This is a genomic window from Vibrio rhodolitus (genome assembly GCF_003350325.1).
Taxonomy (GTDB): domain Bacteria; phylum Pseudomonadota; class Gammaproteobacteria; order Enterobacterales; family Vibrionaceae; genus Vibrio; species Vibrio rhodolitus.
Genome location: NZ_QLYZ01000013.1, coordinates 43,465 through 66,575, shown reverse-complemented (window position 1 = coordinate 66,575; position 23,111 = coordinate 43,465). Strand labels below are relative to the sequence as shown.

Here is a 23,111-nt window from a genome sequence, read left to right as displayed (position 1 = left end):
CTAATTGCTGTTTTTCTCATAATCAAAACAACCCGCGAAGTCGGGCACATAGTTGGCTTAATATCTGAACTAACACCATGATTTAGAAATAATAAGCCCTAAGTTCGAGCTAAGCCTTTATCCAGCAAGCTTGCCGAGTTGCACTACAGCTTGGCGCTACATGGGTATATACTCGACAAAGTGCTTTACAAAGCCATAGTGATCGGATTAAAATTCCGCACCATTTTTGATCAAGCTGGTTATAGACCGAACAGAGTCGTTCGGACTGTCAATGCCAGCGTTAACGAATTAACCCCTGAGGTGAAAGGCATATGCCAGTAGTTAAAGTACGTGAAAACGAACCGTTCGACGTTGCACTACGTCGTTTCAAGCGCTCATGCGAAAAAGCAGGTATCCTTTCTGAAGTGCGTCGTCGTGAGCACTACGAAAAACCAACTACAGTTCGCAAACGCGCTAAAGCAGCTGCTCAAAAGCGTCACGCTAAGAAGCTAGCTCGCGAAAACGCTCGTCGCGTTCGCCTGTACTAATAACTAAGTCCTAAAGGATATAGTTATGGCTCTGATTGATAAACTCAAAGACGAGCAAAAATTAGCGATGAAAGCCAAGGACAAATTGCGCCTTGGCACTATTCGTTTAGCTCTGTCAGCAATTAAGCAACGTGAAGTTGACGAACAGATCACTCTGAACGACGACGACATTCTTGCCGTGTTGACCAAAATGGTTAAACAACGTCGCGACTCTGTCGCTCAATACGAATCAGCGGGTCGTCAAGACTTAGCCGATGTGGAAAGCGCTGAAATTACAGTACTTGAGGATTTTATGCCTCAACCGCTTACCGAAGAAGAAGTGGCTCAGCTTATTGAAGCTGCAATCGCTGAATCTGGTGCTGCGGGCATGCAAGACATGGGTAATGTAATGGGTGTTCTTAAGCCACAAATTCAAGGGCGCGCAGATATGGGTAAAGTAAGTGGTTTAGTTCGCGCTAAACTTGCTTAATTACCCAACCATATTGCAGCAAGCCGTGCTCTCCATTGGATCGCACGGCTTGTTTGTATCTGGATGATGGAATTTATGCGATAGTTATCTGTCTTAAATTCATTCTCCCACTCACCACTTTCTTTTTTGTTAGGTTTTATGGCTGGACACATCCCTCGCAGTTTTATTGATGACCTCCTAGCTCGACTTGATATTGTCGATATCATCGACGCACGGGTAAAACTTAAGAAAAAAGGCAAGAACTACGGTGCTTGCTGCCCATTCCACAATGAGAAAACCCCTTCGTTTAGCGTAAGCCAAGAGAAACAGTTCTATCACTGCTTTGGCTGTGGTGCGCACGGTAATGCCATCGATTTTATGATGGAATACGAACGCTTAGAGTTTGTTGAAGCGATTGAAGAACTCGCCTCATTTCTTGGCTTAGATGTGCCGCGCGAACAACGCCAAGGTGGCAATTTTCGCAATGATCAACCTCAAGCGAGCAGTGATCAAAAACGCAGCTTGTACGATCTTCTCGCCAGCATTGGGCAGTTTTACCGCGATCAACTTAAACAACCAAGCAGTAAGATCGCGATCCAATACCTAAAAGATCGTGGTCTCTCTGGAGAGATCGTACAGAAGTTTGGCATCGGTTACGTTGCTGACGAATGGGATCTGGTGCGTAAGAACTTTGGTCAACATCAAGCTAGCCAAGATATGTTGGTCTCCGGCGGCATGTTGATCGAAAACGACAAAGGCAACCGTTATGACCGCTTCCGCGGTCGTGTGATGTTCCCTATTCGCGATCGTCGTGGTCGAGTGATCGGCTTTGGCGGACGCGTGATTGGCGAAGGTACACCGAAATACCTCAACTCGCCAGAAACCCCAGTCTTCCACAAAGGTAAAGAGCTGTACGGTCTTTACGAAGTGTTGCAAGCATATCGTGAACCACCTCGAATCCTAGTCGTAGAAGGCTATATGGACGTGGTCGCTTTGGCGCAATATGGCGTGGACTACTCAGTGGCCTCTTTGGGTACTTCGACCACCGGCGATCACCTGCAAGTCTTATTTAGACAAACCAGTACAGTGGTCTGTTGTTACGATGGTGACCGCGCAGGTCGCGAAGCCGCGTGGCGCGCAATGGAAAATGCTCTGCCATACTTAACCGATGGGCGTCAGCTTAAGTTTATGTTTTTACCCGATGGTGAAGACCCTGACTCATACATTCGCCAACATGGTAAAGCAGCATTCGAGCAGCAAATTGAGACTTCAATGTCTCTGTCTGACTTTATGTTTAGCTCGTTAATGCAACAAGTCGACGTGTCTAACCGTGAAGGCATGGCAAAACTGACTAGCCTTGCGGTACCACTTATCGATAAAGTCCCGGGCGGAACACTGCGTCTTTACCTAAGAGACTTACTCGGCAAACGTCTTGGTCTTATGGACGAACGCCAACTGCAACAATTGATCAGCAAAGAAGGGCAAAAAGAAGCACGCGTGCTTCCCCATCAAGAAATCAAACGCACGCCAATGCGTGAAGTGATCGCTTTGCTAATTCAAAATCCGAGCTATGCTGAAATGGTACCGGATTTAAGTAGTGTGAAGAACCTAACAGTTCCGGGGTTAAGTTTATTGCTTGAAGTGCTTGAATATTGTCAGGCTCACCCCAATATCACTACAGGTCAATTGCTTGAGCAATGGCGAAATAGTAGCCAATCGGCGCTAATGTTACGTCTCGCGGGATGGCAAATTCCCCTCGATGACGACAATGAAATGGATATATTTTTAGACTCATTGGACAAGATTCTGTCCCAGTGCGTCGAAAAACAAATTGACAATCTGCAAGCCAAAGAAAGAAGCGTCGGTTTATCAGCCGAGGAAAAAAGGGAGCTACTAGCACTGATGCTAGATTTGAAAGCGTAACCCTGTTTGTATAGGCAGCAATCAATTAATTTGTTAACATGTATGGTTTGCATCTCGCATACTAATTCCTTCACCAAATACTAAGTTGGATACCGTCTATGGATCAAAATCCGCAGTCACAGCTAAAACAACTTGTCATTAAAGGCAAGGAACAAGGCTATCTGACCTACGCAGAAGTTAACGACCACCTGCCAGCAGAAATCGTAGATTCTGAGCAGGTTGAAGACATCATTCAAATGATTAATGACATGGGTATCCGAGTGGTGGAAACTGCTCCGGACGCTGATGATCTTGCTCTTAATGATGATGACACCATTACCGATGAAGACGCGGCAGAAGCTGCTGCGGCAGCACTTTCAAGCGTAGAAAGTGAAATCGGTCGAACCACTGACCCAGTGCGCATGTACATGCGTGAAATGGGTACGGTTGAACTACTAACTCGCGAAGGCGAAATCGACATCGCGAAGCGTATCGAAGATGGTATCAACCAAGTTCAAAATGCCGTTGCGGAATACCCTGGTACTATTCCATACATCCTAGAGCAGTTTGATAAGATCCAAGCGGAAGAACTTCGCCTGACTGACCTTATCACTGGCTTTGTGGACCCTGATGCAGAAGAAACAACTGCACCAACTGCAACTCACATCGGTTCAGAACTTCAAGAGTCAGATCTAGAAGACGAAGATGAAGATCTAGATGATGACGAAGAAGATGGTGATGATGATTCAGAAGAAGCTGAAGAAGATACTGGCATCGACCCTGAAGTCGCGCTAGAAAAATTCACAGCACTTCGCAATACATTCCAAAACTACCAGCTTGCAGTGAACGAGCACGGTCAAGAAAGCCCGAAAGCACAAGTTGCACACGAGCTAGTACTGGATGTATTTAAAGAATTCCGTCTAACGCCAAAACAGTTTGACTACCTAGTTGAAGAGCTACGCACTTCTATGGAACGTGTACGTACTCAAGAGCGCCTGATCATGAAGGCTGCAGTTGAATACGGCAAGATGCCTAAGAAGTCATTCATTACTCTGTTCACAGGCAATGAATCAAGCGAAGCTTGGTTAGATGAAATTCTAGCGTCTGACAAACCATACGCAGACAAGATCAAGCTAAGTGAAGACGACATCCGTCGTTCAATCACTAAGCTACGCATGATCGAAGAAGAGACCTCTCTAACGGTTCAAAGCATTAAAGACATCAGCCGTCGTATGTCTATCGGTGAAGCGAAAGCTCGCCGTGCGAAGAAAGAGATGGTTGAGGCGAACTTACGTCTTGTAATCTCTATCGCGAAGAAATACACCAACCGTGGTCTACAATTCCTGGATCTCATCCAAGAAGGTAACATCGGTCTAATGAAAGCGGTTGATAAGTTTGAATACCGTCGTGGTTACAAGTTCTCAACTTACGCGACTTGGTGGATTCGTCAGGCGATCACGCGTTCTATCGCAGACCAAGCACGTACGATCCGTATTCCGGTGCACATGATCGAAACGATCAACAAGCTAAACCGTATCTCGCGTCAAATGCTACAAGAGATGGGTCGTGAGCCGCTACCGGAAGAACTGGCTGAGCGTATGCAAATGCCAGAAGATAAGATCCGTAAAGTACTGAAAATCGCTAAAGAGCCAATCTCAATGGAGACACCAATCGGTGACGACGAAGATTCGCATCTAGGTGACTTTATCGAGGATACCACTCTAGAACTACCACTAGACTCAGCAACAGCAACTAGCCTGAAAGCTGCGACTAAAGACGTTCTAGCAGGTCTAACTCCTCGTGAAGCGAAAGTACTGCGCATGCGCTTTGGTATCGACATGAACACTGACCACACTCTAGAAGAAGTAGGTAAGCAGTTCGACGTAACTCGTGAACGTATCCGTCAGATCGAAGCAAAAGCACTACGTAAACTACGTCACCCAAGCCGCTCAGAAACACTGCGCAGCTTCCTTGATGAGTAATTCGCTAGCGATTAAAGCAAAAGGTGAGCAATGGCTCACCTTTTTTGTACCTAAGTGGTTTAACTGAATAAAAACTAAACGGATTTACCCTAGGTAGTGGCTAGACACTCCCAGCCGCTTCCCCTATAATCGTTGACCTATTCGGCCCCTTAGCTCAGTGGTTAGAGCAGTCGACTCATAATCGATTGGTCCCCAGTTCAAGTCTGGGAGGGGCCACCACTTCTTTGTGGTACAGAAAGAATTCGAAAAGCCTGATGAAGAAATTCGTCAGGTTTTTTTCGTTTCTGCCACCTGCAATATCTCAGCTACAAACAAAAAAGGCTGACGATATACGCCAGCCTTCTCAAGAGACCTATCAATTGTGATGATGGTTTAAATCGCCCAACCACCAGCGTAGAAACCAACCAATACTAGCGTTAGCAGTACGATACCAAAGCTGAGTTTCTTCCACTCACCCGCTACGATTCGACCACACACCAAGCATAGGAAGCCCAGCATAATACCGGTTACGATGTTAGCAGTTAGCACAATAAATACTGCACATACCAAGCCTGATAGCGCATCAATTGAATCGCTAAAGTCCAGCTTGCTTACATTGCTAAGCATCAATAAGCCAACATACATCAGCGCAGGCGCAGTAGCGTAGCTTGGTACTAGGTAACTAATTGGTGAGATAAACAGAACAAGCAAGAACAGCAAGCCAACTACAACGGCAGTTAAACCGGTTTTACCGCCAGCGGCGGTACCTGCTGCAGATTCAATGTACACCGCTGCTGGTGAACCACCAAAGAAGCCAGAGGCGATACTTGCCACTGAATCAGACGTTAGCGCTTTGCCACCATCAATGATGTTGCCATCTTTATCTAGCAGGTTAGCTTGACCTGCAACCGCGCGGATTGTACCTGTGGCATCGAAAATCGCGGTCATCACTAGCGCAAGCACACTCGGTAGAACCAACGGACTAAAGGCGCCAATGATGTCCATAGTGCCAAATAGTGAGTTCTCACCACCAAACAATGGCATCGCGAAGAAACCTTGGTATTGCACATTAGGGTCAAAGATCAAACCAAATACCGAAATCGCGATGATCACTAGTAAAATGCCACCCGGCACTCGGCGCTTCTCTAAACCAAAGATCGCCGCTAGACCGAGTACTGACATTAATACTGGTAGAGAAGTAAAGTCACCGAATTTCACTGGTAGACCTGCGGCAGCATTTTTCTCAACTAGACCAACACCATTGGCGGCAATCAATAGTAGAAATAGACCGATACCAATACCTGTACCGTGCGCAATCCCCACTGGTAAGTGAGTCAAAATCCACTGACGCAGACCTGTTACCGTAATAGCGGTAAACACCACACCCATCAAAAATACCGCACCAAGTGCGACAGGAATCGAAACACCTTGTCCCAATACCAAGCTAAATGCAGTAAAGGCGGTTAGAGAGATAGCACAGCCAATCGCCATTGGTAGGTTTGCCCAAAAGCCCATCAGTAGCGAGCCAAATGCCGCGACCAAACAGGTGGCAATAAACACCGCGCCTTGGTCAAAACCAGCAGCCCCTAACATACTCGGCACAACAATGACCGAATATACCATCGCAAGGAAAGTCGTAAGACCGGCAAGAATTTCTTGGCGAACGTTGCTGCCACGAGCTGTAATTGAGAAGTATGAATCTATTTTACCTGCGCCAGTCACAGGACGATTCTCAATGTTTTGAGCATCGGATGGAGTCTTATCAGACATGGGAGTTCCTATTTTCGTTTTAGACCTCACACCATAAGTTGCAGCAATCAGTTCTCACTAATCATTCAATGCATTTGATGTAGAAATAAGTCTTTAATAGCAATTTAACAAAGCGGATAATTCTGGTTAAACAGCGGGATAATTTCGCCCCGAACCATTTAAAGGCGACGAAATTACCTGTAAATGAGGCAGAAAACAAGTGATTTAAACCTTTGCCGCAAACGTTATCGTCAGGTGTGCGAACCGCTTTGTATCAGCGGATTTACATCCATCCAAAATCCAAGGGAAATTCAATCACTAAGTGCAATGACGATAAGAGAGTGACACTAAATCTAGCAAAGCGCGACAAACTCGATACAATGCCAGCAAACTGAATATGAGATAAAGACAATGCAGCACGACTACACCTTTGACTACTTATCTAATACTTCTCGAGAAGAACTGGAAGAGCTTAGCCTGCGCTTAATTCACCGCCTGGTTCCTGAAGAGTACATGAGTGAACTGTTTACCTTTGACGGAGAGGAGACAGAGTCTGAAGACAAGCTGCAAGAGGCGCAATTGGATGCCATGCTACGCCTAAACGCGATTGCACTGAGCCAGTTACCTGCACTATTCGCCGACTCTGAAAATGCAGCGCAAAACATTCTCCGTATGCAACGCTTAGTGCTTTGGCATTTCTACGCGATCTCTTTTCGTCTTGAACGCGCCATTCCGCTGCAAGTTCATTGTAACCATGTTGAAACGCTCTTAAAGCAAAGCCCGGAAAATACGCTTGAATGGGTAACGACACTGACCGATTTATTACGCCAATACGCAAAAATTGCTCAAGCTTAATGAAATCACCAAACCTGCTTTCCAGCGGGTTTGGTTTTGCTACCCCAACTAGCCTTCCACCAGCGCTGTCATTGAGCCGTCATCAAGCTGTCACTACTTTCTCACCAAACTGAAGTATCACTGCAATAGCCATTACCTACCCTTGCGATAACCAAGTTATACGCCGAGGATCATATGGAATTGAGCAGCCCTTTTCGTTTACCACGTAAAACACCATTTGGATTAGCTGAGCATGTTGCCGAGTGGGCGACCGGATTAAACCAGCTCGATAAATTTTATGCCCAGCGTCCTGCCAATTGCGATACCGAGACATTTTTACGCTTTACCTTAGAAGTTCTGGGAATTGATTACCAAGTGGTAAAAGGCTCACTAGAGTCCATTCCTCAACAAGGGGCAACCGTTATTGTCGCCAATCATCCTTTAGGTTGCGTCGAAGGAGTCATACTCGCAGAGCTTCTGCTGCAGATCCGCAGTGACGTACAGATCCTTGCCAACCAATACTTAAAAACTGTCCCTGAGTTAGATGAGCTCTTTATTGGTGTCGATGTATTTAACCGACACGATGCATGCAAAGCCAACCTGAAAGCGATGCGCGCTGCTCACCGTCACCTAGATCGCGGTGGTTTACTTTTGCTGTTTCCTGCTGGTGAAGTGTCGCAGTTAGTCGATAGCAAAAATAATCGCTTGGAAGACAAAGCGTGGAGCCGCAGTGTTGCAACACTAATTAAGAAAAGCAAAGCCTGCACCATTCCGATGTTTATTAATGGTCTCAACTCAAAGCGCTTTTATATGGCAGGCAAAGTGCACTCTTTACTGCGCACTTTAATGCTCGGGCGAGAACTGCTTAATAAATCGCAAACGCCGATTAACATAGCCATTGGCGAATCAATTAAATATAAGGAAGTGGCCAATCTTGATGATGACGCTTTGGTTAACTATCTGCGTTTAAATACCTATTTGCTCCAGCCAACCGCTCACTATCAACAAGGCTTTTACTCACCAAGAGAAGCCTTTCCCATTCCACCAGCACTTGGGATTGAACGCTACCTAGATGACATAAAGAACATTCCTGAAAGTGACCACTTACTTAACAGTGGCGATTTTTCGGTTTATTGCACTCGAGCCAAATATATCCCGCATATCTTGTACGAGATTGGGCGATTGCGGGAAAAGAACTTTAGAGCGGTGGGCGAAGGGACTGGTCGCGCATTAGATATTGACCAATATGACGCTCATTACCGTCATCTGTTTATTTGGGATAATCAGCAACAAAGATTAGTGGGCGCTTACCGCTTAGGTTTGGTCGACAAAATCATAGATCGAGTAGGTCTATCTGGGCTCTACTCGCGCACACTATTTAACTATCAATACGCTTTTCTTCAGCGTTTGGGGAAATCGATAGAGTTAGGCCGCTCGGTAATTGATGCCGACTACCAACGCAGTATGAGCGCATTATTACTGCTTTGGAAAGGGATTGCCGGATTTGTGCAACGTAATCCTGAATACACACACTTGTTTGGTCCTGTCAGTATTAGCAATGACTATAGCGATAGTGTGCGCCAACTTATTGTCGATTCTATCGAGCAACATCATTATGACCAAAGCTGTGCTCAGCTAGTTCAGCCGTCAAACCCATTACCGACCACCAGCAACCAATGGAGCACGAGCATGCTCTCGGCTCTTGGCGATATCCAACTGCTTTCTCGCGTAATAGCAAGAATCGATAGTGGTAAGAGCATCCCTGTTCTGCTGCGCCAATATCTAGCACTCAATGGCAAATTAGTTAGCTTTAACGTCGACCCAGACTTTAACAATGCTTTAGATGGACTTATCGTGGTTGACCTGCGCCAAGTGCCTCTTAAAACCTTAGCGCGCTATATGACCCGCGCAGAGGCAGAAACCTACCTTAACTATCACGCGTAGCGAACGGTGTCGGCAATGAAAGTTGCGGCTTAGTAAATGCTAAGCCGTGATCCATGCTCAATAAATCAAAACGCAATGATGAACTAACGACTTAGCCCGCTTAGTAACGAACACCAATCAAAACGCCCCTCGACGCTACACTCATCTATTCTGACTGACTAAAACCAAAGTTTATGCTTTTTTTTGCCCAATAAATGACCACGCCCTAGCTTGACGCAAAAAATAAGAACTTTAACTCTACCAACGATAAAGTAGTCAATACAGGAAGTCATAATAATGAATAAATGGATTAAACAGGCTCTGGCAAGTGTCGTCGCTGTCTCATTCAGCGTTGGCTCAGTTGGAGCTTTTGCACAAGAAAAAGTCTATCGCCTTAAGCTAGCAGAAACTTGGGGAGCCAATACTCCTATCCTAGGTGATGCCTCAAAGAACATGGCGAAATTAGCTGAAGAGATGTCAAACGGACGCCTGCAAATCCGCATCGATTCCGCCAATAAGCACAAAGCACCGCTCGGGGTGTTTGATATGGTCAAGTCGGGTCAGTACGACTTGGGACACTCTGCGTCTTATTACTGGAAAGGCAAAGTACCAAACACACTCTACTTTTCAGCGATGCCATTTGGCATGATGTCGACGGAGCAATATGCATGGTTCTACCATGGTGGCGGTATGGAATTAATGCAAGAAGTGTATGCGCCGCATAACTTGCTCTCTTTCCCTGGCGGTAATTCAGATATTCAGATGGGTGGCTGGTTCCAAAAAGAGATTAAGACCATCGATGATCTAAAAGGTCTTAAGATGCGCATTCCTGGTTTTGCTGGTGAAGTGATGGCGCGAGTTGGCGCGAAGCCAACCAATATTGCTCCGGGTGAGCTCTATACCTCGCTAGAGCGCGGCACTATCGATGCCCTAGAGTGGGCAGGTCCTGCGTTTGATCTACGTATGGGCTTTCACCAAATCGCCAAATATTACTACACTGCTTGGCAAGAGCCTGGGTCAGAGACTCAATTTTTAGTTAACAAACGAGCTTGGGATAAATTACCTAAAGACCTACAAGTGATCCTAGAAACCGCGTTCCGCGTGGCAGCCTTTGATATGTACACGCAAGCGATCGATGCCAATGCCAATAGCTGGGCAACCATGAGCCAAGAATACCCAGATATCCAAGTATTGGAATTCCCACCTGAAGTTCGTGAGCGTTTAAACAGTGAAAAACAAGCGCTGTTAGAAGAATACGCCAGTAAAGATCCCCTTGCGCAGCGTATTATTGAGTCTCAGCGTCAATACCTAAGTAAGGTGCGTTCATGGACTGAGATCTCAACTAAGGCTTACCTAAATAGCAATTAATGACAAAGAGCCAGAGACGCAAACCTCTGGCTCTTAACTTAACGCTTAATTAGGATCTTAGAACGCGTAAATTACTGTGATACCAGAAATCGTATCATCTTGATCACCAGCACTTAGACCTTCTTCTTCTACTTTTCTCACTTCACCAGAGATGATGAAATTAGGCGCAGCGTGATAGCTTAGACCCATTGAGTAGATACTACGTTCACCTTGAATATCGCCATCATCAAAGTCTACATTCGATAAGTAAACGTATGGACGTAAACCGATAGCAAAGTAGTATTCAGCATAAGCATCGATACCTGTTGCATCAGCATAGAAATTATCACTATATGCTAAATAACCGGTTTCATGCGCTTTGGTGCCATCAGTGTAAGCAGCAGTTACCTTGAACGCTTGGTATGAATATTTTGCCGCGAGAGTTGTAATTTTTTGCTCATCAGTTGGATCCAGATTCAAGCTAGCATCCGTTGTCTCAACCTTATTAACCAAATGCGTTGCACCAAGACTTAAACCAAAATCAAAGTCATAACTGACTGCCAAGGCGTAGTTTGATTCACGAGCAAGCTCTGCGCTGGTCGGAGCCATTAACTTGCCACCCGGTGCGTTTTCTTTAAAACCATACTGAGCCGAAATATTTAAGTTCTCAAAGCTATTCCGGTAAGTAACCAAGTCATCGCCACGTGCGGTACCCATAAACCCGCCGTCTTTCGTATCACTAAAGATTGGCGTTGCATCTGGGTCAAATACAATCAAGTTATCCATATAACCAGCTACATCATGGTAGGCCGAGTACTGCTTACCAAAACGTAAACTACCGTACTCTTCATGATGTACCGAGAAGTAACCTAGACGAGTACGGAACTGATCATCGGATTTTTCACCAGAGGCATCTGTCGGCGCACTCGTAATGTTATCCCACTCAAATTTCACATCACCAGACCAACCATTGCCAAATTGATGTCCAATACCAAAACCTAATGTACTGCGGCTAGTATTAAAATCATGATCTTCAAATGCATGTACTGGCTGCCAGTAGTCCATTAAAAATGCACCAGAGATATCAACACTGGTGGTATCATTTTTAAACACATTGACAGCAAACGCTTGGCTTGATACCACTAAGCTAGATAATAAAATCACTTTCTTATTATTAAATTTCATTTCACGCTCCAATATTGGATATAGTTATTCTACCCATCCATGTAGGCGGGTTATTTTAGGCAGTAGATATCGAACTAAAATTAATTAGCTTAAATAACTCAATCTAAATTAATGAACTCTTTAGATATAAATGACAATGGAGTTTATAAAGAGTAATTAAAATAGATTTTGTAAATCATGAGGATCCCATAGCAAATGATGCTAGGGATATACCCAAACAACTTGGAGGTGTAGGTAGGCAACAAAGGAACAAAGCCTCTGAGCATAGATGTACTATGTAATGAGGTCTGTGAGTGCCAGTCAACACCGCTGCAACTTCAAGTGGGACGGGTATAAAAGACTAGATATGACGGCAAGATGGTAGGATAGACAACTTAAAATCAAGGGTGTACCAAGCTCTATGGCTAACTTCTCCTAATCGCCTTAATCTAAAAATATGTTTCATTTCTTTCTCACTGCTAATTGAAAATAATTCGACTGAGCAATAATCAAGGATAAAACTTATTAATCGAATGAAATTAATAGTTAAGTGTGACCGTTATCTTTACAAGAAAATAAAAACTTTCTATTTGTCACAAGTTTAACGCTGCAAATATTCAATTAGACACAGAGCGAATTTCTATTGTTTTGATAAGATTTTATTAATCATCTAAGAAAGCAAATATTTCGACAATTAAATTAATGCAATTTTAAACTAATATTAACTTCCATAATTACCATCTATGATTTCTGATAAAAACGGTGCGCCATTTAATGTATTTATTTTGATGAATCAGATCATAAATTAAAGAAATATCACCTGCCGAAAAACAAGCCACTATGCGTGAAGCGTAGGCAGCACAATGGTTGCAAGGCAATAAAAAACCTCCACTGACATCTCATCAGTGGAGGTTTGAACTAATTTAACTTGGTGAAATATTATTCTACTGTGACCGCTTTTGCTAAGTTGCGCGGTTGGTCAACATCTGTCCCTTTGATCAATGCCACGTAGTACGACAGCAACTGCATTGGGATGGTGTAATAGATTGGTGCCGTAATTTCACTCACGTGCGGCATGGTGATGATCTTCATCGTATCATCCGCCTCAAATCCGGCATTGGCATCAGCAAAGACATACAAAAGACCGCCACGAGCACGCACCTCTTCGATATTCGATTTTAGCTTCTCGAGCAGATCGTTACTTGGTGCAACGACTACGACTGGCATGTCAGCATCAATTAACGCCAAAGGACCATGTTTCAGTTCGCCAGCTGCGTATGCTTCAGCATGAATGTAAGAGATCTCTTTTAGCTTGAGTGAGGCTTCCATCGCAATCGGGTAAAACTCGCCACGCCCTAGGAAAAGCGTGTGGTTTTTATCGGCAAAGTCTTCTGCTAATGCTTCGATTTCTCGCTCAAAAGACAGCGCTTGATTAATTTGATTTGGCAAAGCATGCAGCGCCTCAACAATCTCTTTCTCACGCGCTTTATCAATACGACCTTGCTGTTTACCTAATGCCGTTACCAGCATCAACAACGCTGACAATTGGGTAGTAAAGGCTTTGGTTGATGCCACACCAATTTCTACCCCAGCACGAGTCATAAAGGCAAAATCAGACTCACGCACGAGTGAGGAACCTGCTACGTTACAAATAGTCATCGCCGCCATATAGCCCTTTTCTTTTGCTAGACGCAGCGCCGCAAGCGTATCAGCCGTTTCACCCGATTGTGACAAGGTGATCAATAGGCTGTTTGGACGGGTAACAAATTTGCGGTAGCGGAATTCAGAAGCGATTTCGACATCACAACTCACGCCAGCAATATCTTCAAACCAGTAACGTGCCACCATGCCAGCATTGTATGAAGTACCACACGCCACAATCTGTACATGTTCTACTTGTTCAAGGATTTCAGCGGCTTTTACACCGATTGCATTGGTCACGACCGAATCCGCCGTAATGCGCCCTTCCATTGTATTGATAAGCGCAGTTGGCTGCTCATAGACTTCTTTTTGCATAAAGTGGCGGTATTTACCTTTATCACCCGCGTCGTGCTCAGCATTAGATTCAATAATCTCACGCTCAACTTGCTCGCCATTTTGCGCAAAGACTTTTACCTCACGACGAGTAATCTCTGCCACATCCCCCTCTTCAAGGTACATAAAGCGGCGCGTTACATTAAGCAGTGCCAGTTGATCAGAGGCTAAGAAGTTTTCACCTACACCAAAACCCACCACGATTGGGCTACCAGAACGCGCCACCACTAGGCGGCTCGGATCTTTACGATCCATCACAACCGTACCGTAAGCACCTTCAAGCTGCTTGGCGGTGTTTTGCAACGCTTCCAACAATGATGATGCCGAGCGCAACTCCCATTCCACTAAGTGGGCAATCACTTCCGTATCGGTTTGCGATTCAAATACGTAGCCACGTTCACGTAGCGTGGCGCGTAACTCTTCATGGTTTTCAATAATGCCGTTGTGTACAACGGTAATATCACCAGAAATGTGGGGATGCGCATTCACTTCCGATGGCTCACCATGGGTTGCCCAACGGGTATGTGCGATACCTGTGCCGCCTGCAACATCTGCACTCTCAACTGCATCAGCTAATTCTTTTACTTTGCCTAAACGGCGCAGGCGAGTCAGATTAGATTGTGTGTCAACCACAGCGATTCCCGCTGAGTCATAGCCGCGATATTCTAAGCGTTTTAGTCCTTCAACCAGAATTTCTGCTACATCACGTTGCGCTACGGCACCTACGATTCCGCACATAAGATTTCTCCAATTTCTCTATTTTCCGAAGGGCAGCAAGCAAAGGCCCTAAATTTGTTTAGGCGAGAATAACTTTCACACCAAAAGATTCGATTTGTTGTTGGTAGTCAGAAGACAAGTCTTTGTTGGTGATCAGTACGTCTATCGCATCCCAGCTCAGTTCAAGATTGGGGATCTTGCGACCGATTTTCTCGGACTCAACCATCACGATCACCTCTCGTGATACATCAGCCATAACCTTACTCAGCCCCACCAGCTCGTTAAACGTTGTTGTTCCTCGCTCCAAGTCGACACCATCAGCACCGATAAATAGCTGGTCAAAGTCATATGAGCGCAATACCGTTTCAGCGACCTGCCCCTGAAAAGACTCCGAATGTGCGTCCCATGTACCACCCGTCATTAACAAGTGTGGTTCACTTTCCAACTCGTTGAGTGCATTTGCCACGTGAAGTGAGTTCGTCATCACCACCAAACCACGTTTGCCATTTAATTGCTGGATCAACGCTGCTGTTGTACTGCCACTGTCGATCACGATGCGGTTGTGATCGCGAATCAGCTCAGCCGCCGCCACGGACAACTCCAACTTACGAACCGAAACTTTTGCATCCAATTCATCACTAACAACTTCCGAAGGGAGCGCTATTGCACCACCATATCGGCGCAATAATTGACCATTTTTCTCTAGAGAGGCGAGATCCTTTCTAATTGTGACTTCTGAGGTTTCAAATTTGATCGAAAGCTCTTCCACACTCACCTCACCTTTGGTGTTCACCAAAGCAGAAATAGCATGTCTTCTTAGCTGTGTGTTTCGTTTTGACATTGTCTGACTAATTAAAAGTTTCGTTTCGAAATTTATTATAGTCACTTCGAAAGATATTCGTCCATTTATTTTGAACCAAAAAATTAATATTTAGAGAGAAAACCTTGTCCTAAGACAATTCTTAAGCAGTGATATTGGATTGATTCGGTGGTAGAATTCGCAACCGAAAAGAAAAAAAATTACAGAATTCGGCAATTTTTTTGCAATCAAAGGTGGGTAAAGTGGTGAAAATCACAAAAAAACCCGCTTTTATGAAGTCAGAATGGTCATAAAATGACTAAATTCGATAAAAGACTTTCAAAACTGGAGCAAATACAGAAGGCGTAACTACACTGATTATTTGCAGGCACAAAATGTATTGATCAGCATTGGCTCCAGAAGCGAAAGTGTTCAGAAAAACAGCGAACACTTTCACAAGACTAGGTTTGAAATTGTAACTATATTTATTTACCGGAGAGTATCTTCCATGAAAAAGACCAAAATCGTATGTACGATTGGCCCTAAAACTGAATCAGTAGAGAAGCTAACTGAACTTGTAAACGCTGGCATGAACGTAATGCGTCTAAACTTCTCTCACGGTGACTACGCAGAACACGGCACTCGTATCGATAACTTCCGTAAAGTAATGGAAGTAACTGGTAAACAACTAGCTATCCTTCTAGATACTAAAGGTCCAGAAATCCGTACTATCAAACTAGAAGGCGGCAACGACGTTGATCTAGTAGCTGGTCAAGAATTCACTTTCACAACTGATACTTCAGTTGTAGGTAACAAAGAAACTGTAGCAGTAACTTACGCAGGTTTCGCACAAGACCTTTCTGCAGGTAACACTATCCTAGTAGACGACGGTCTAATCGAGATGGAAGTTATCTCAACTACTGACACTGAAGTTAAGTGTAAAGTTCTTAACAACGGTGCTCTAGGCGAAAACAAAGGTGTTAACCTACCTGGCGTTTCTGTTCAACTTCCAGCTCTATCTGAAAAAGATAAGAACGACCTTAAATTCGGTTGTGAGCAAGGCGTTGACTTCGTTGCAGCATCTTTCATCCGTAAAGCTTCTGACGTTAAAGAAATCCGTGAGATCCTAACGGCTAACGGCGGCGCAGACATCCAAATCATCTCTAAGATCGAAAACCAAGAAGGTGTTGATAACTTCGACGAGATCCTAGAGCTTTCTGACGGTATCATGGTTGCTCGTGGTGACCTAGGTGTTGAAATCCCAGCTGAAGAAGTAATCTTCGCTCAGAAGATGATGATCGAGAAATGTAACCGTGCACGTAAAGTAGTTATCACTGCTACTCAAATGCTAGATTCTATGATCAACAACCCACGTCCAACTCGTGCAGAAGCGGGTGACGTTGCGAACGCAATCATGGACGGTACTGATGCTGTAATGCTTTCTGGTGAAACTGCTAAAGGTAAGTACCCAGTTGAAGCGGTATCTATCATGGCTCAAATCGCGAACCGTACTGACTCTGCTCTAAAAGCTGAGCTAGGTTCTCGTCTAGACAGCCCACGTCTACGCATCACTGAAGCAGTATGTAAAGGCGCAGTAGACACTGCTGAGAAACTAGCAGCTCCACTAATCATCGTTGCAACTGAAGGCGGTAAATCTGCTCGTTCAGTACGTAAGTACTTCCCAACAGCAAGCATCGTTGCGCTAACAACTAACCCTAAGACTGCGGCACAACTAGTTCTTACTAAAGGTGTTCGCCCAGTTCTTGTTGATTCAATCGACAGCACTGATGATTTCTACAAAAACGGTAAAGAGTACGCTCTAACTTCTGGTTTTGGTAAGAAAGGCGATATCGTAGTGATGGTTTCTGGTGCACTAGTTGCTTCAGGCACAACTAACACAGCTTCTGTACACGTTTTATAATTTCAAAATGTATACAAGCAAATAAACAAAAAGGGGGCTATGCCCCCTTTTTTTATATACCCGCTTGCCTCGTTATTCAGTACGCTGTATATTCGCGCAAAAGTACTACGTACCGTTAAATCAGATTCAAGGTTGAAGTAGCTCTGATTGCTATAGCGAGGATTGTATAGTGCCAAGCCCAACGTTAACTGACAAAGTGGCTAAGATGATCCGTCATGACATCTTAGTTGGTAACTTTGCCCCAAGTGAAAAACTAGTAGTAGCCGATCTTAAAACGCGATATGACGTGGGTGCCTCACCCATTCGTGAAGCGTTAGTTCAGCTTTCGTGGTCTAAATTTGTGGTGGTTGAACCACAGAAAGGATGTTGGGTCGCGCCTATTTCAACATCTGAACTGGCTGACCTCCATGATAGCTTGCGTATCATTACCCCAGTCTTGCTCAAACAGGCAATTAATCATGGTGATGAAAGCTGGGAGCTCGAATTGCTCACCGCTTACCACAAGCTATCTCGCTTAAAAACCATGCAAGAAGAATATGATTGGATCGAATGGCAAGAGCGTCAACGCCATTTCCATGAATGTCTGCTTAATGCTGCGACCTCTAAGATCATGCTGTCGTTTTTCGCTGATCTACTCAATCAAGTTCAACGCTATCGTTTTCATGCCATCAATAGTGGTTTGCACATTCATGCTATTGATGTCGACGAATATGAATCGATCGTAAAGTGCGTACTAGCAAAAGACAGTGATAATGCGGTTATTAAATATGAACGCTATATCTCTAATATGATTTTGCAGCTGGACCAAGCGGTTAGCCCAGCCGCCTAACATCAAGCCGATCTGCTATCGACTTGAGGCTTAGTCTTCAAGTCGATATACCACATCCACTCGATCACGAATGACAATAGTTGAATCTTGATAGCCATTCGATTCCGACTTCATATCCATACTCATTGCACGCATCAATACTGGTCGGCTGCTTGGCGAGTTGTAGTTGATCTGCCACACCTTACCTAAATCTTGTGCAAAACCTTGTGCCAATGATTGCGCTTTTTGCTGCGCGTCCTTAATAGCGGCGAGACGAGCTTGCTGTTGATATTTCGCTTCGTCTTTTACCTTTAAGCTAATATTGTCGACTTGGTTAATGCCAGCACTTAGCGCGGTATCAAGATAAGAATTCAGTTTTTCTAACTCATCAACCGTAACGGTAATCGTGCGACTAGCACGGTAGCCAACCAGTTCCGCTTGCCCTTTTTTCGGGTAATGATACTGAGGTGAAAGATAGAGATTGGTACTGGTTATCTGCTCTGCAGCAACCCCTTGTTGCTTAAGCTTGGTCAAAAAAGCCTCGACTGCCTTATCAACACTTTGCTTCGCTTGTTCTGCCGTCATCGTGGTTTCAACCACTTGTACGGAGAACTCTGCCATATCCGGCTTAGCCACGACTTCACCATAGCCTGTGGTCGACAAATGGGGAAAGCTCAACTCATTTGCCATCGCGCCAAAACTCAAACTGGTCGAAAGCGCAATCACTGCCAAAGATAACTTCTTCATCTCTCTCACCTTATTCATGTAGTTGATGATTACATAATAAGTAAAACTACCACTTTGACCAGTCATGCCATGTGAAACTGACATAAAACTAACTCTGTCAGCTTGGTAAGATCTCGCGAGAATGATCAATGATAGCATCGGAAATTACTTTCAAGATCCCCGTTTCTAACTGCCAATGGTGCCAGTAAATACGGTGTGAGAGAAAGAAACCAGGGGTGATATCCACCAAAGCACCACTTGCCAATTCATCTTCAATTTGCAGCCTCGGAATAAGGCAATACGCCACGCCAGATAAGGCAAGTTTGACAAACGCCTCCGAGCTTCTCACCGTATGTTTGAGTATGCTGCCTTTAGGCAGATTAAAATGTTGATACAAAAAGCGGTCATTCATATCATCATGATGATCAAACGCCAGTGTCGGCGCTTTAAGTAATGATTCACGATTCACACCATGCGGAAAGTATTGCTCATAAAACTCTGGGCTGGCGACACACAGATAATCGACTCGCCCCAGATAGTCCGCATCACAGCCAGGGATCGATTGCGACTCTAAGCTAATCGCACCCGCCACTTCGCCCCCTTTAAGCTTTTCCAGCGTGCGTCCTTCATCATCGACTACTAAGTTGAGTGCCACGCGCTCGCGTTTTAAAAGCTGAGTTAATGCTGGCAGCAACCAGGTTGCCAAACTATCTGCGTTGGTCGCAATTGAGAGCTGTAGTGGCGTAAAGCTCGCGTCGTTACGCAGCTCAGGCACCAATTCACTTTCCAATAAGCGTACGCGGCGATATAAGCCCAACAATTTCTTGCCGACAGGTGTCGGTTTGGGCGGTTGCTCGCGAATTAAGGCAGGCTGCGCTAAGAACTTTTCTAGCTGCTTAATGCGTTGAGAGACTGCCGATTGAGAGATAAACAACTGCTCGGCGGCATGTTCAAAACTGCCTAGCTGCACAATCGCATCTAACGCTTCTATCCACTTGTAATCTAATCCACGCATCCCTGCCCCCTTAATAAGCAATGCTTATATTACATTAAAATCATTAAATATACTTATTAGGCAAATGTCATTATCTTCGCTGCATATTTGATGTCGCTTTGGAGAGAAAACAGTGAACTTTTGGGTGTTATTACAAGGCTTTGGGCTTGGTGCAACGATGATTATTCCGATTGGAGCGCAAAATGCTTATGTGCTTAATCAAGGGATTAAACGTCAACACCATCTGACTACGGCGATCACCTGTAGTATTCTCGATACAATTTTTATTTCTCTTGGTATCTTCGGTGGCGGTGCCCTGCTTTCTCAAAATGAGTTACTGCTCAATGGCGTTACCTTAGGCGGCATTGCTTTTCTCTCTATTTATGGTGCTTTGGCACTCAAAAGTGCTTTTCGCGATCCAGCGAAACAAGAGCAAGCGCAACACGTATTGGCGCGCGGTCGCCGCACCGTAATACTCGGTGCAATGGCGGTGACGATTCTTAACCCACATCTTTACTTAGATACAGTGGTGATTCTCGGCTCTATCGGCGGGCAGTTTGAAGGGCAAGATAGAGTTTCGTTTGCGATCGGTACCATCATGGCATCGTTCGCTTGGTTCTATACTTTGTCGATTGGCGCAGCAAAGCTTGGTCCAACACTGTCAAAGCCAAAAGTGAAAAAAGGCATCGACATCCTAGTTGCCACCATGATGTTCACCATTGCAGCAGTATTAGCCAACGGATTGCTGGAAAAGTACTGGTATTAAGATTTATTGAGTTATAAAAAAGCGAGGCATTGATTGCCTCGCTTTTGCTATCTATTTTGCGTTATTTCAGAGAAATAATTACGCTTCCACCTTGTTGAGGTGAACATCCATTTGCGGAAATGGGATCTCGATGCCGTTCGCATCTAACGCCTCTTTGATTGCTTGGTTTGAATCAAAGTACACATCCCAGTAATCAGCTGTCTTACACCATGGACGAACCACGAAGTTTACTGATGAATCTGCCAGAGCTACCACACCGATAGTGATGTCGTGATCTTTTAAGATACGCTCATCTTTCTCTAATGCTTCTTGGATTACTTTCTTAGTCAGTTTTAGGTCTGAGCTGTAAGAAACACCAATCGTTAGGTCTACGCGGCGCGTGTCATGACGAGAGTAGTTGGTGATTGGCGAGCCAATAACACCTGAGTTTGGTACTACAACCATTTTGTTGTCTGGTGTTTTTAGTACGGTTTGGAAGATTTGAATCGCTTCAACACTACCAGCAACACCGCCTACTTCTACGTAGTCACCTGACTTGAATGGACGGAAGCCAACAATCAGTACACCTGCTGCGAAGTTTGATAGTGAGCCCTGTAGTGCAAGACCAATCGCTAGACCCGCAGCACCAATTACGGCTACTACAGAAGCGGTTTGCACACCAATGCGGCTAAGAGCTGCAATTAGGACAATAACAAATAGCGTGTAACGCACGATACCATGGATAAACTCAACAACTGCCTTATCCATTTTCTTCTTCTCAAGCATCTTAGAGACGCTATTGGCAATCATCTTCGCAATAATGTTACCAATAAATAGGATCAGAACCGCTGAGATGATGTTTACACCGTACTGAACCAATAAATCTGAGTTGCTGGTTAACCAAGTTTGCGCTTGAGATAGACCATCGACCAATGGAGTTTCAATCCCCGTTGACTCACCTGCCATATAAATTTTCCTCTTTAAAATACGTGACTAATTAGCCGACGTGCTGCTTTAAATAACGACAATTAACTTATCCACTTACTGAACGAACGCCAGTTTGCCGGCAAGATAGCTCAGAATATAACTTTAGAAAAGCAAAGATTGTGCAAAGACAATCGAAACAGAGCAACAACTTACCTGCCGTGGTATCAGCCAGTTAAAGCGTACGCATTCATATAACATTTCGCCACATTTTTTTAGTAAATGGCTGACTTTACTTGTTTTGTATTAGATATCGCCCGCGCAGACATAAAAAAACCCGCTCAATGAGCGGGTTTTCTAAATCAATAATTCTGGAAGAATTATAGTACGTCGATTGCGTTTAGGTCAGCGAAAGCTTTCTCTAGACGTGTAACCATTGACGCTTGACCTGCACGTAGCCATACGCGTGGGTCGTAGTATTTCTTGTTAGGAGCCGCTTCACCTGTTGGGTTACCGATCTGACCTTGTAGGTAGTCACGGTTTTCAGCTTCGTAAGTACGGATACCATCCCAAGTTGCCCACTGTGTATCAGTGTCGATGTTCATTTTGATAACACCGTAAGAGATAGACTCTTTGATTTCTGCTTCAGTTGAACCAGAACCACCGTGGAATACGAAGTTTAGTGCGTTTGGTGCAATACCAAATTTCTCAGCACAGTATGCTTGAGAGTCACGTAGGATAGTTGGAGTCAGTACAACGTTACCTGCTTGGTAAACACCGTGTACGTTACCGAAAGATGCTGCGATAGTGAAACGGTGGCTGATTGGGCTTAGTTTCTCGTATGCGTATGCAACGTCTTCTGGAGAAGTGTATAGCTCAGACTGATCCATATCAGAGTTGTCTACGCCGTCTTCTTCACCACCAGTACAACCTAGTTCAAATTCTAGAGTCATACCCATCTTTTCCATGCGAGCTAGGTACTTAGCACAGATTTCGATGTTTTCTTCTAGAGACTCTTCAGAAAGGTCGATCATGTGAGAAGAGAATAGAGGCTTACCAGTTTGAGCGAAGAACTCTTCACCCGCGTCTAGAAGACCGTCGATCCAAGGAAGCAGTTTCATTGCTGCGTGGTCAGTGTGAAGAATTACAGGCACGCCGTAAGACTCAGCTACAGCGTGTACGTATTTAGCACCAGCTACAGCGCCAAGAATTTGAGCTTCTTGACCTTCTAGTTTTAGACCTTTACCGCAGAAGAAACCAGCACCGCCGTTAGAGAACTGAACAACAACAGGAGCTTTAACTTTCGCTGCAGCTTCTAGTACGCCGTTGATTGAGTCAGTGTTAACTACGTTAACTGCTGGAAGTGCAAAGTTGTTCTCTTTAGCAACTTCAAATACTTTCTGAACGTCATCACCAGAGATTACACCTGGTTTTACGAAATCGAAGATCTTAGACATGGGATGTAGTCCTATTTATCTGTCGTTTTAAAAATTAAAACTTACTAATTTAAAATTTTGCAAACGTTTGCTCACAACTCGCGCTATTCTATCAGAGAATATTGTGACATGCAGCAAACAACAGAGCGGGA

At 44.6% G+C, this 23,111-nt stretch carries 18 protein-coding genes and 1 tRNA gene; 11 read left to right on the top strand and 8 right to left on the bottom strand.

The genetic code is table 11. The features are described from left to right. The first annotated feature begins 311 nt into the window (after window positions 1-311). The 5 genes from rpsU (at window position 312) to DPF93_RS13160 (ending at window position 5,078) form a co-directional block, all read left to right on the top strand. Window positions 312-527 (top strand): 30S ribosomal protein S21, encoded by a 216-nt coding sequence (gene rpsU, locus DPF93_RS13180; protein ID WP_001145625.1) that lies wholly within the window; start codon window positions 312-314, stop codon window positions 525-527. Between the two features lie 25 nt (window positions 528-552). Beyond that, a complete protein-coding gene (locus DPF93_RS13175; protein ID WP_114766603.1) occupies window positions 553-996 on the top strand; it encodes a GatB/YqeY domain-containing protein in 444 nt (147 codons plus the stop codon). A 138-nt stretch (window positions 997-1,134) separates the two neighbouring features. Continuing rightward, entirely contained in the window at window positions 1,135-2,898 is a 1,764-nt protein-coding gene (gene dnaG / locus DPF93_RS13170) for a DNA primase (RefSeq protein WP_114766602.1), read from the top strand. A gap of 98 nt (window positions 2,899-2,996) precedes the next feature. After that, the gene (rpoD, locus tag DPF93_RS13165; protein WP_114766601.1) at window positions 2,997-4,859 is read left to right on the top strand and encodes an RNA polymerase sigma factor RpoD; all 1,863 of its coding nucleotides are present in this window, start codon (window positions 2,997-2,999) and stop codon (window positions 4,857-4,859) included. Between the two features lie 143 nt (window positions 4,860-5,002). Then, window positions 5,003-5,078 (top strand) — tRNA-Ile (locus DPF93_RS13160). A gap of 153 nt (window positions 5,079-5,231) precedes the next feature. Here the strand turns inward: DPF93_RS13160 and DPF93_RS13155 are convergent. Then, window positions 5,232-6,608, bottom strand: a complete 1,377-nt coding sequence (locus tag DPF93_RS13155; RefSeq protein WP_114766600.1) for an NCS2 family permease — start codon at window positions 6,606-6,608, stop codon at window positions 5,232-5,234. Between the two features lie 390 nt (window positions 6,609-6,998). Between DPF93_RS13155 and DPF93_RS13150 the strand changes: the two genes are divergently transcribed. From DPF93_RS13150 to DPF93_RS13140, 3 genes are all read left to right on the top strand, one after another. After that, a complete protein-coding gene (locus DPF93_RS13150; RefSeq protein WP_114766599.1) occupies window positions 6,999-7,442 on the top strand; it encodes an exoribonuclease R in 444 nt (147 codons plus the stop codon). Between the two features lie 174 nt (window positions 7,443-7,616). After that, complete coding sequence (locus DPF93_RS13145) at window positions 7,617-9,365, top strand: lysophospholipid acyltransferase family protein (protein WP_114766598.1); 1,749 nt, start codon at window positions 7,617-7,619, stop codon at window positions 9,363-9,365. 276 nt (window positions 9,366-9,641) lie between these two features. Beyond that, a complete protein-coding gene (locus DPF93_RS13140; RefSeq protein WP_114766597.1) occupies window positions 9,642-10,712 on the top strand; it encodes a TRAP transporter substrate-binding protein in 1,071 nt (356 codons plus the stop codon). Between the two features lie 57 nt (window positions 10,713-10,769). Here DPF93_RS13140 and DPF93_RS13135 read toward each other — a convergent pair whose 3' ends face one another. The 3 genes from DPF93_RS13135 to DPF93_RS13125 all read right to left on the bottom strand — a co-directional run bounded on the left by DPF93_RS13135 (window position 10,770) and on the right by DPF93_RS13125 (window position 15,447). After that, window positions 10,770-11,876, bottom strand: coding sequence for a porin (locus tag DPF93_RS13135; RefSeq protein ID WP_114766596.1), 1,107 nt, complete (start codon window positions 11,874-11,876; stop codon window positions 10,770-10,772). A 918-nt stretch (window positions 11,877-12,794) separates the two neighbouring features. Beyond that, complete coding sequence (gene glmS, locus DPF93_RS13130; RefSeq protein WP_114766595.1) at window positions 12,795-14,627, bottom strand: glutamine--fructose-6-phosphate transaminase (isomerizing); 1,833 nt, start codon at window positions 14,625-14,627, stop codon at window positions 12,795-12,797. A gap of 58 nt (window positions 14,628-14,685) precedes the next feature. Continuing rightward, on the bottom strand, window positions 14,686-15,447 hold the full coding sequence (locus tag DPF93_RS13125) for a DeoR/GlpR family DNA-binding transcription regulator (RefSeq protein ID WP_114766594.1): 762 nt from the start codon (window positions 15,445-15,447) through the stop codon (window positions 14,686-14,688). Window positions 15,448-15,913: 466 nt separating this feature from the next. On the opposite strand from DPF93_RS13125, the gene pykF reads away from it, so the two are divergent. Continuing rightward, entirely contained in the window at window positions 15,914-17,326 is a 1,413-nt protein-coding gene (gene pykF / locus DPF93_RS13120; RefSeq protein WP_075649585.1) for a pyruvate kinase PykF, read from the top strand. Between the two features lie 169 nt (window positions 17,327-17,495). Next, the gene (locus DPF93_RS13115) at window positions 17,496-18,155 is read left to right on the top strand and encodes a GntR family transcriptional regulator (RefSeq protein ID WP_114766593.1); all 660 of its coding nucleotides are present in this window, start codon (window positions 17,496-17,498) and stop codon (window positions 18,153-18,155) included. 30 nt (window positions 18,156-18,185) lie between these two features. On the opposite strand, the gene DPF93_RS13110 is transcribed toward DPF93_RS13115, so the two are convergent. After that, window positions 18,186-18,881, bottom strand: a complete 696-nt coding sequence (locus DPF93_RS13110) for an oxidative stress defense protein (protein WP_114766658.1) — start codon at window positions 18,879-18,881, stop codon at window positions 18,186-18,188. 97 nt (window positions 18,882-18,978) lie between these two features. Then, entirely contained in the window at window positions 18,979-19,875 is an 897-nt protein-coding gene (locus DPF93_RS13105) for a LysR family transcriptional regulator ArgP (protein WP_114766592.1), read from the bottom strand. A gap of 112 nt (window positions 19,876-19,987) precedes the next feature. Between DPF93_RS13105 and DPF93_RS13100 the strand changes: the two genes are divergently transcribed. Then, window positions 19,988-20,620: a LysE/ArgO family amino acid transporter gene (locus DPF93_RS13100; RefSeq protein WP_114766591.1), complete on the top strand. Its 633-nt coding sequence runs from the start codon at window positions 19,988-19,990 to the stop codon at window positions 20,618-20,620. Between the two features lie 78 nt (window positions 20,621-20,698). On the opposite strand, the gene mscS is transcribed toward DPF93_RS13100, so the two are convergent. Then, complete coding sequence (gene mscS, locus DPF93_RS13095; protein WP_114766590.1) at window positions 20,699-21,565, bottom strand: small-conductance mechanosensitive channel MscS; 867 nt, start codon at window positions 21,563-21,565, stop codon at window positions 20,699-20,701. 338 nt (window positions 21,566-21,903) lie between these two features. Further along, window positions 21,904-22,980 carry a class II fructose-bisphosphate aldolase gene (fbaA, locus tag DPF93_RS13090; RefSeq protein ID WP_114766589.1) on the bottom strand — a complete coding sequence of 359 codons (1,077 nt, stop codon included), beginning with the start codon at window positions 22,978-22,980 and terminating at the stop codon, window positions 21,904-21,906. Between the last annotated feature and the right edge of the window lie 131 nt (window positions 22,981-23,111).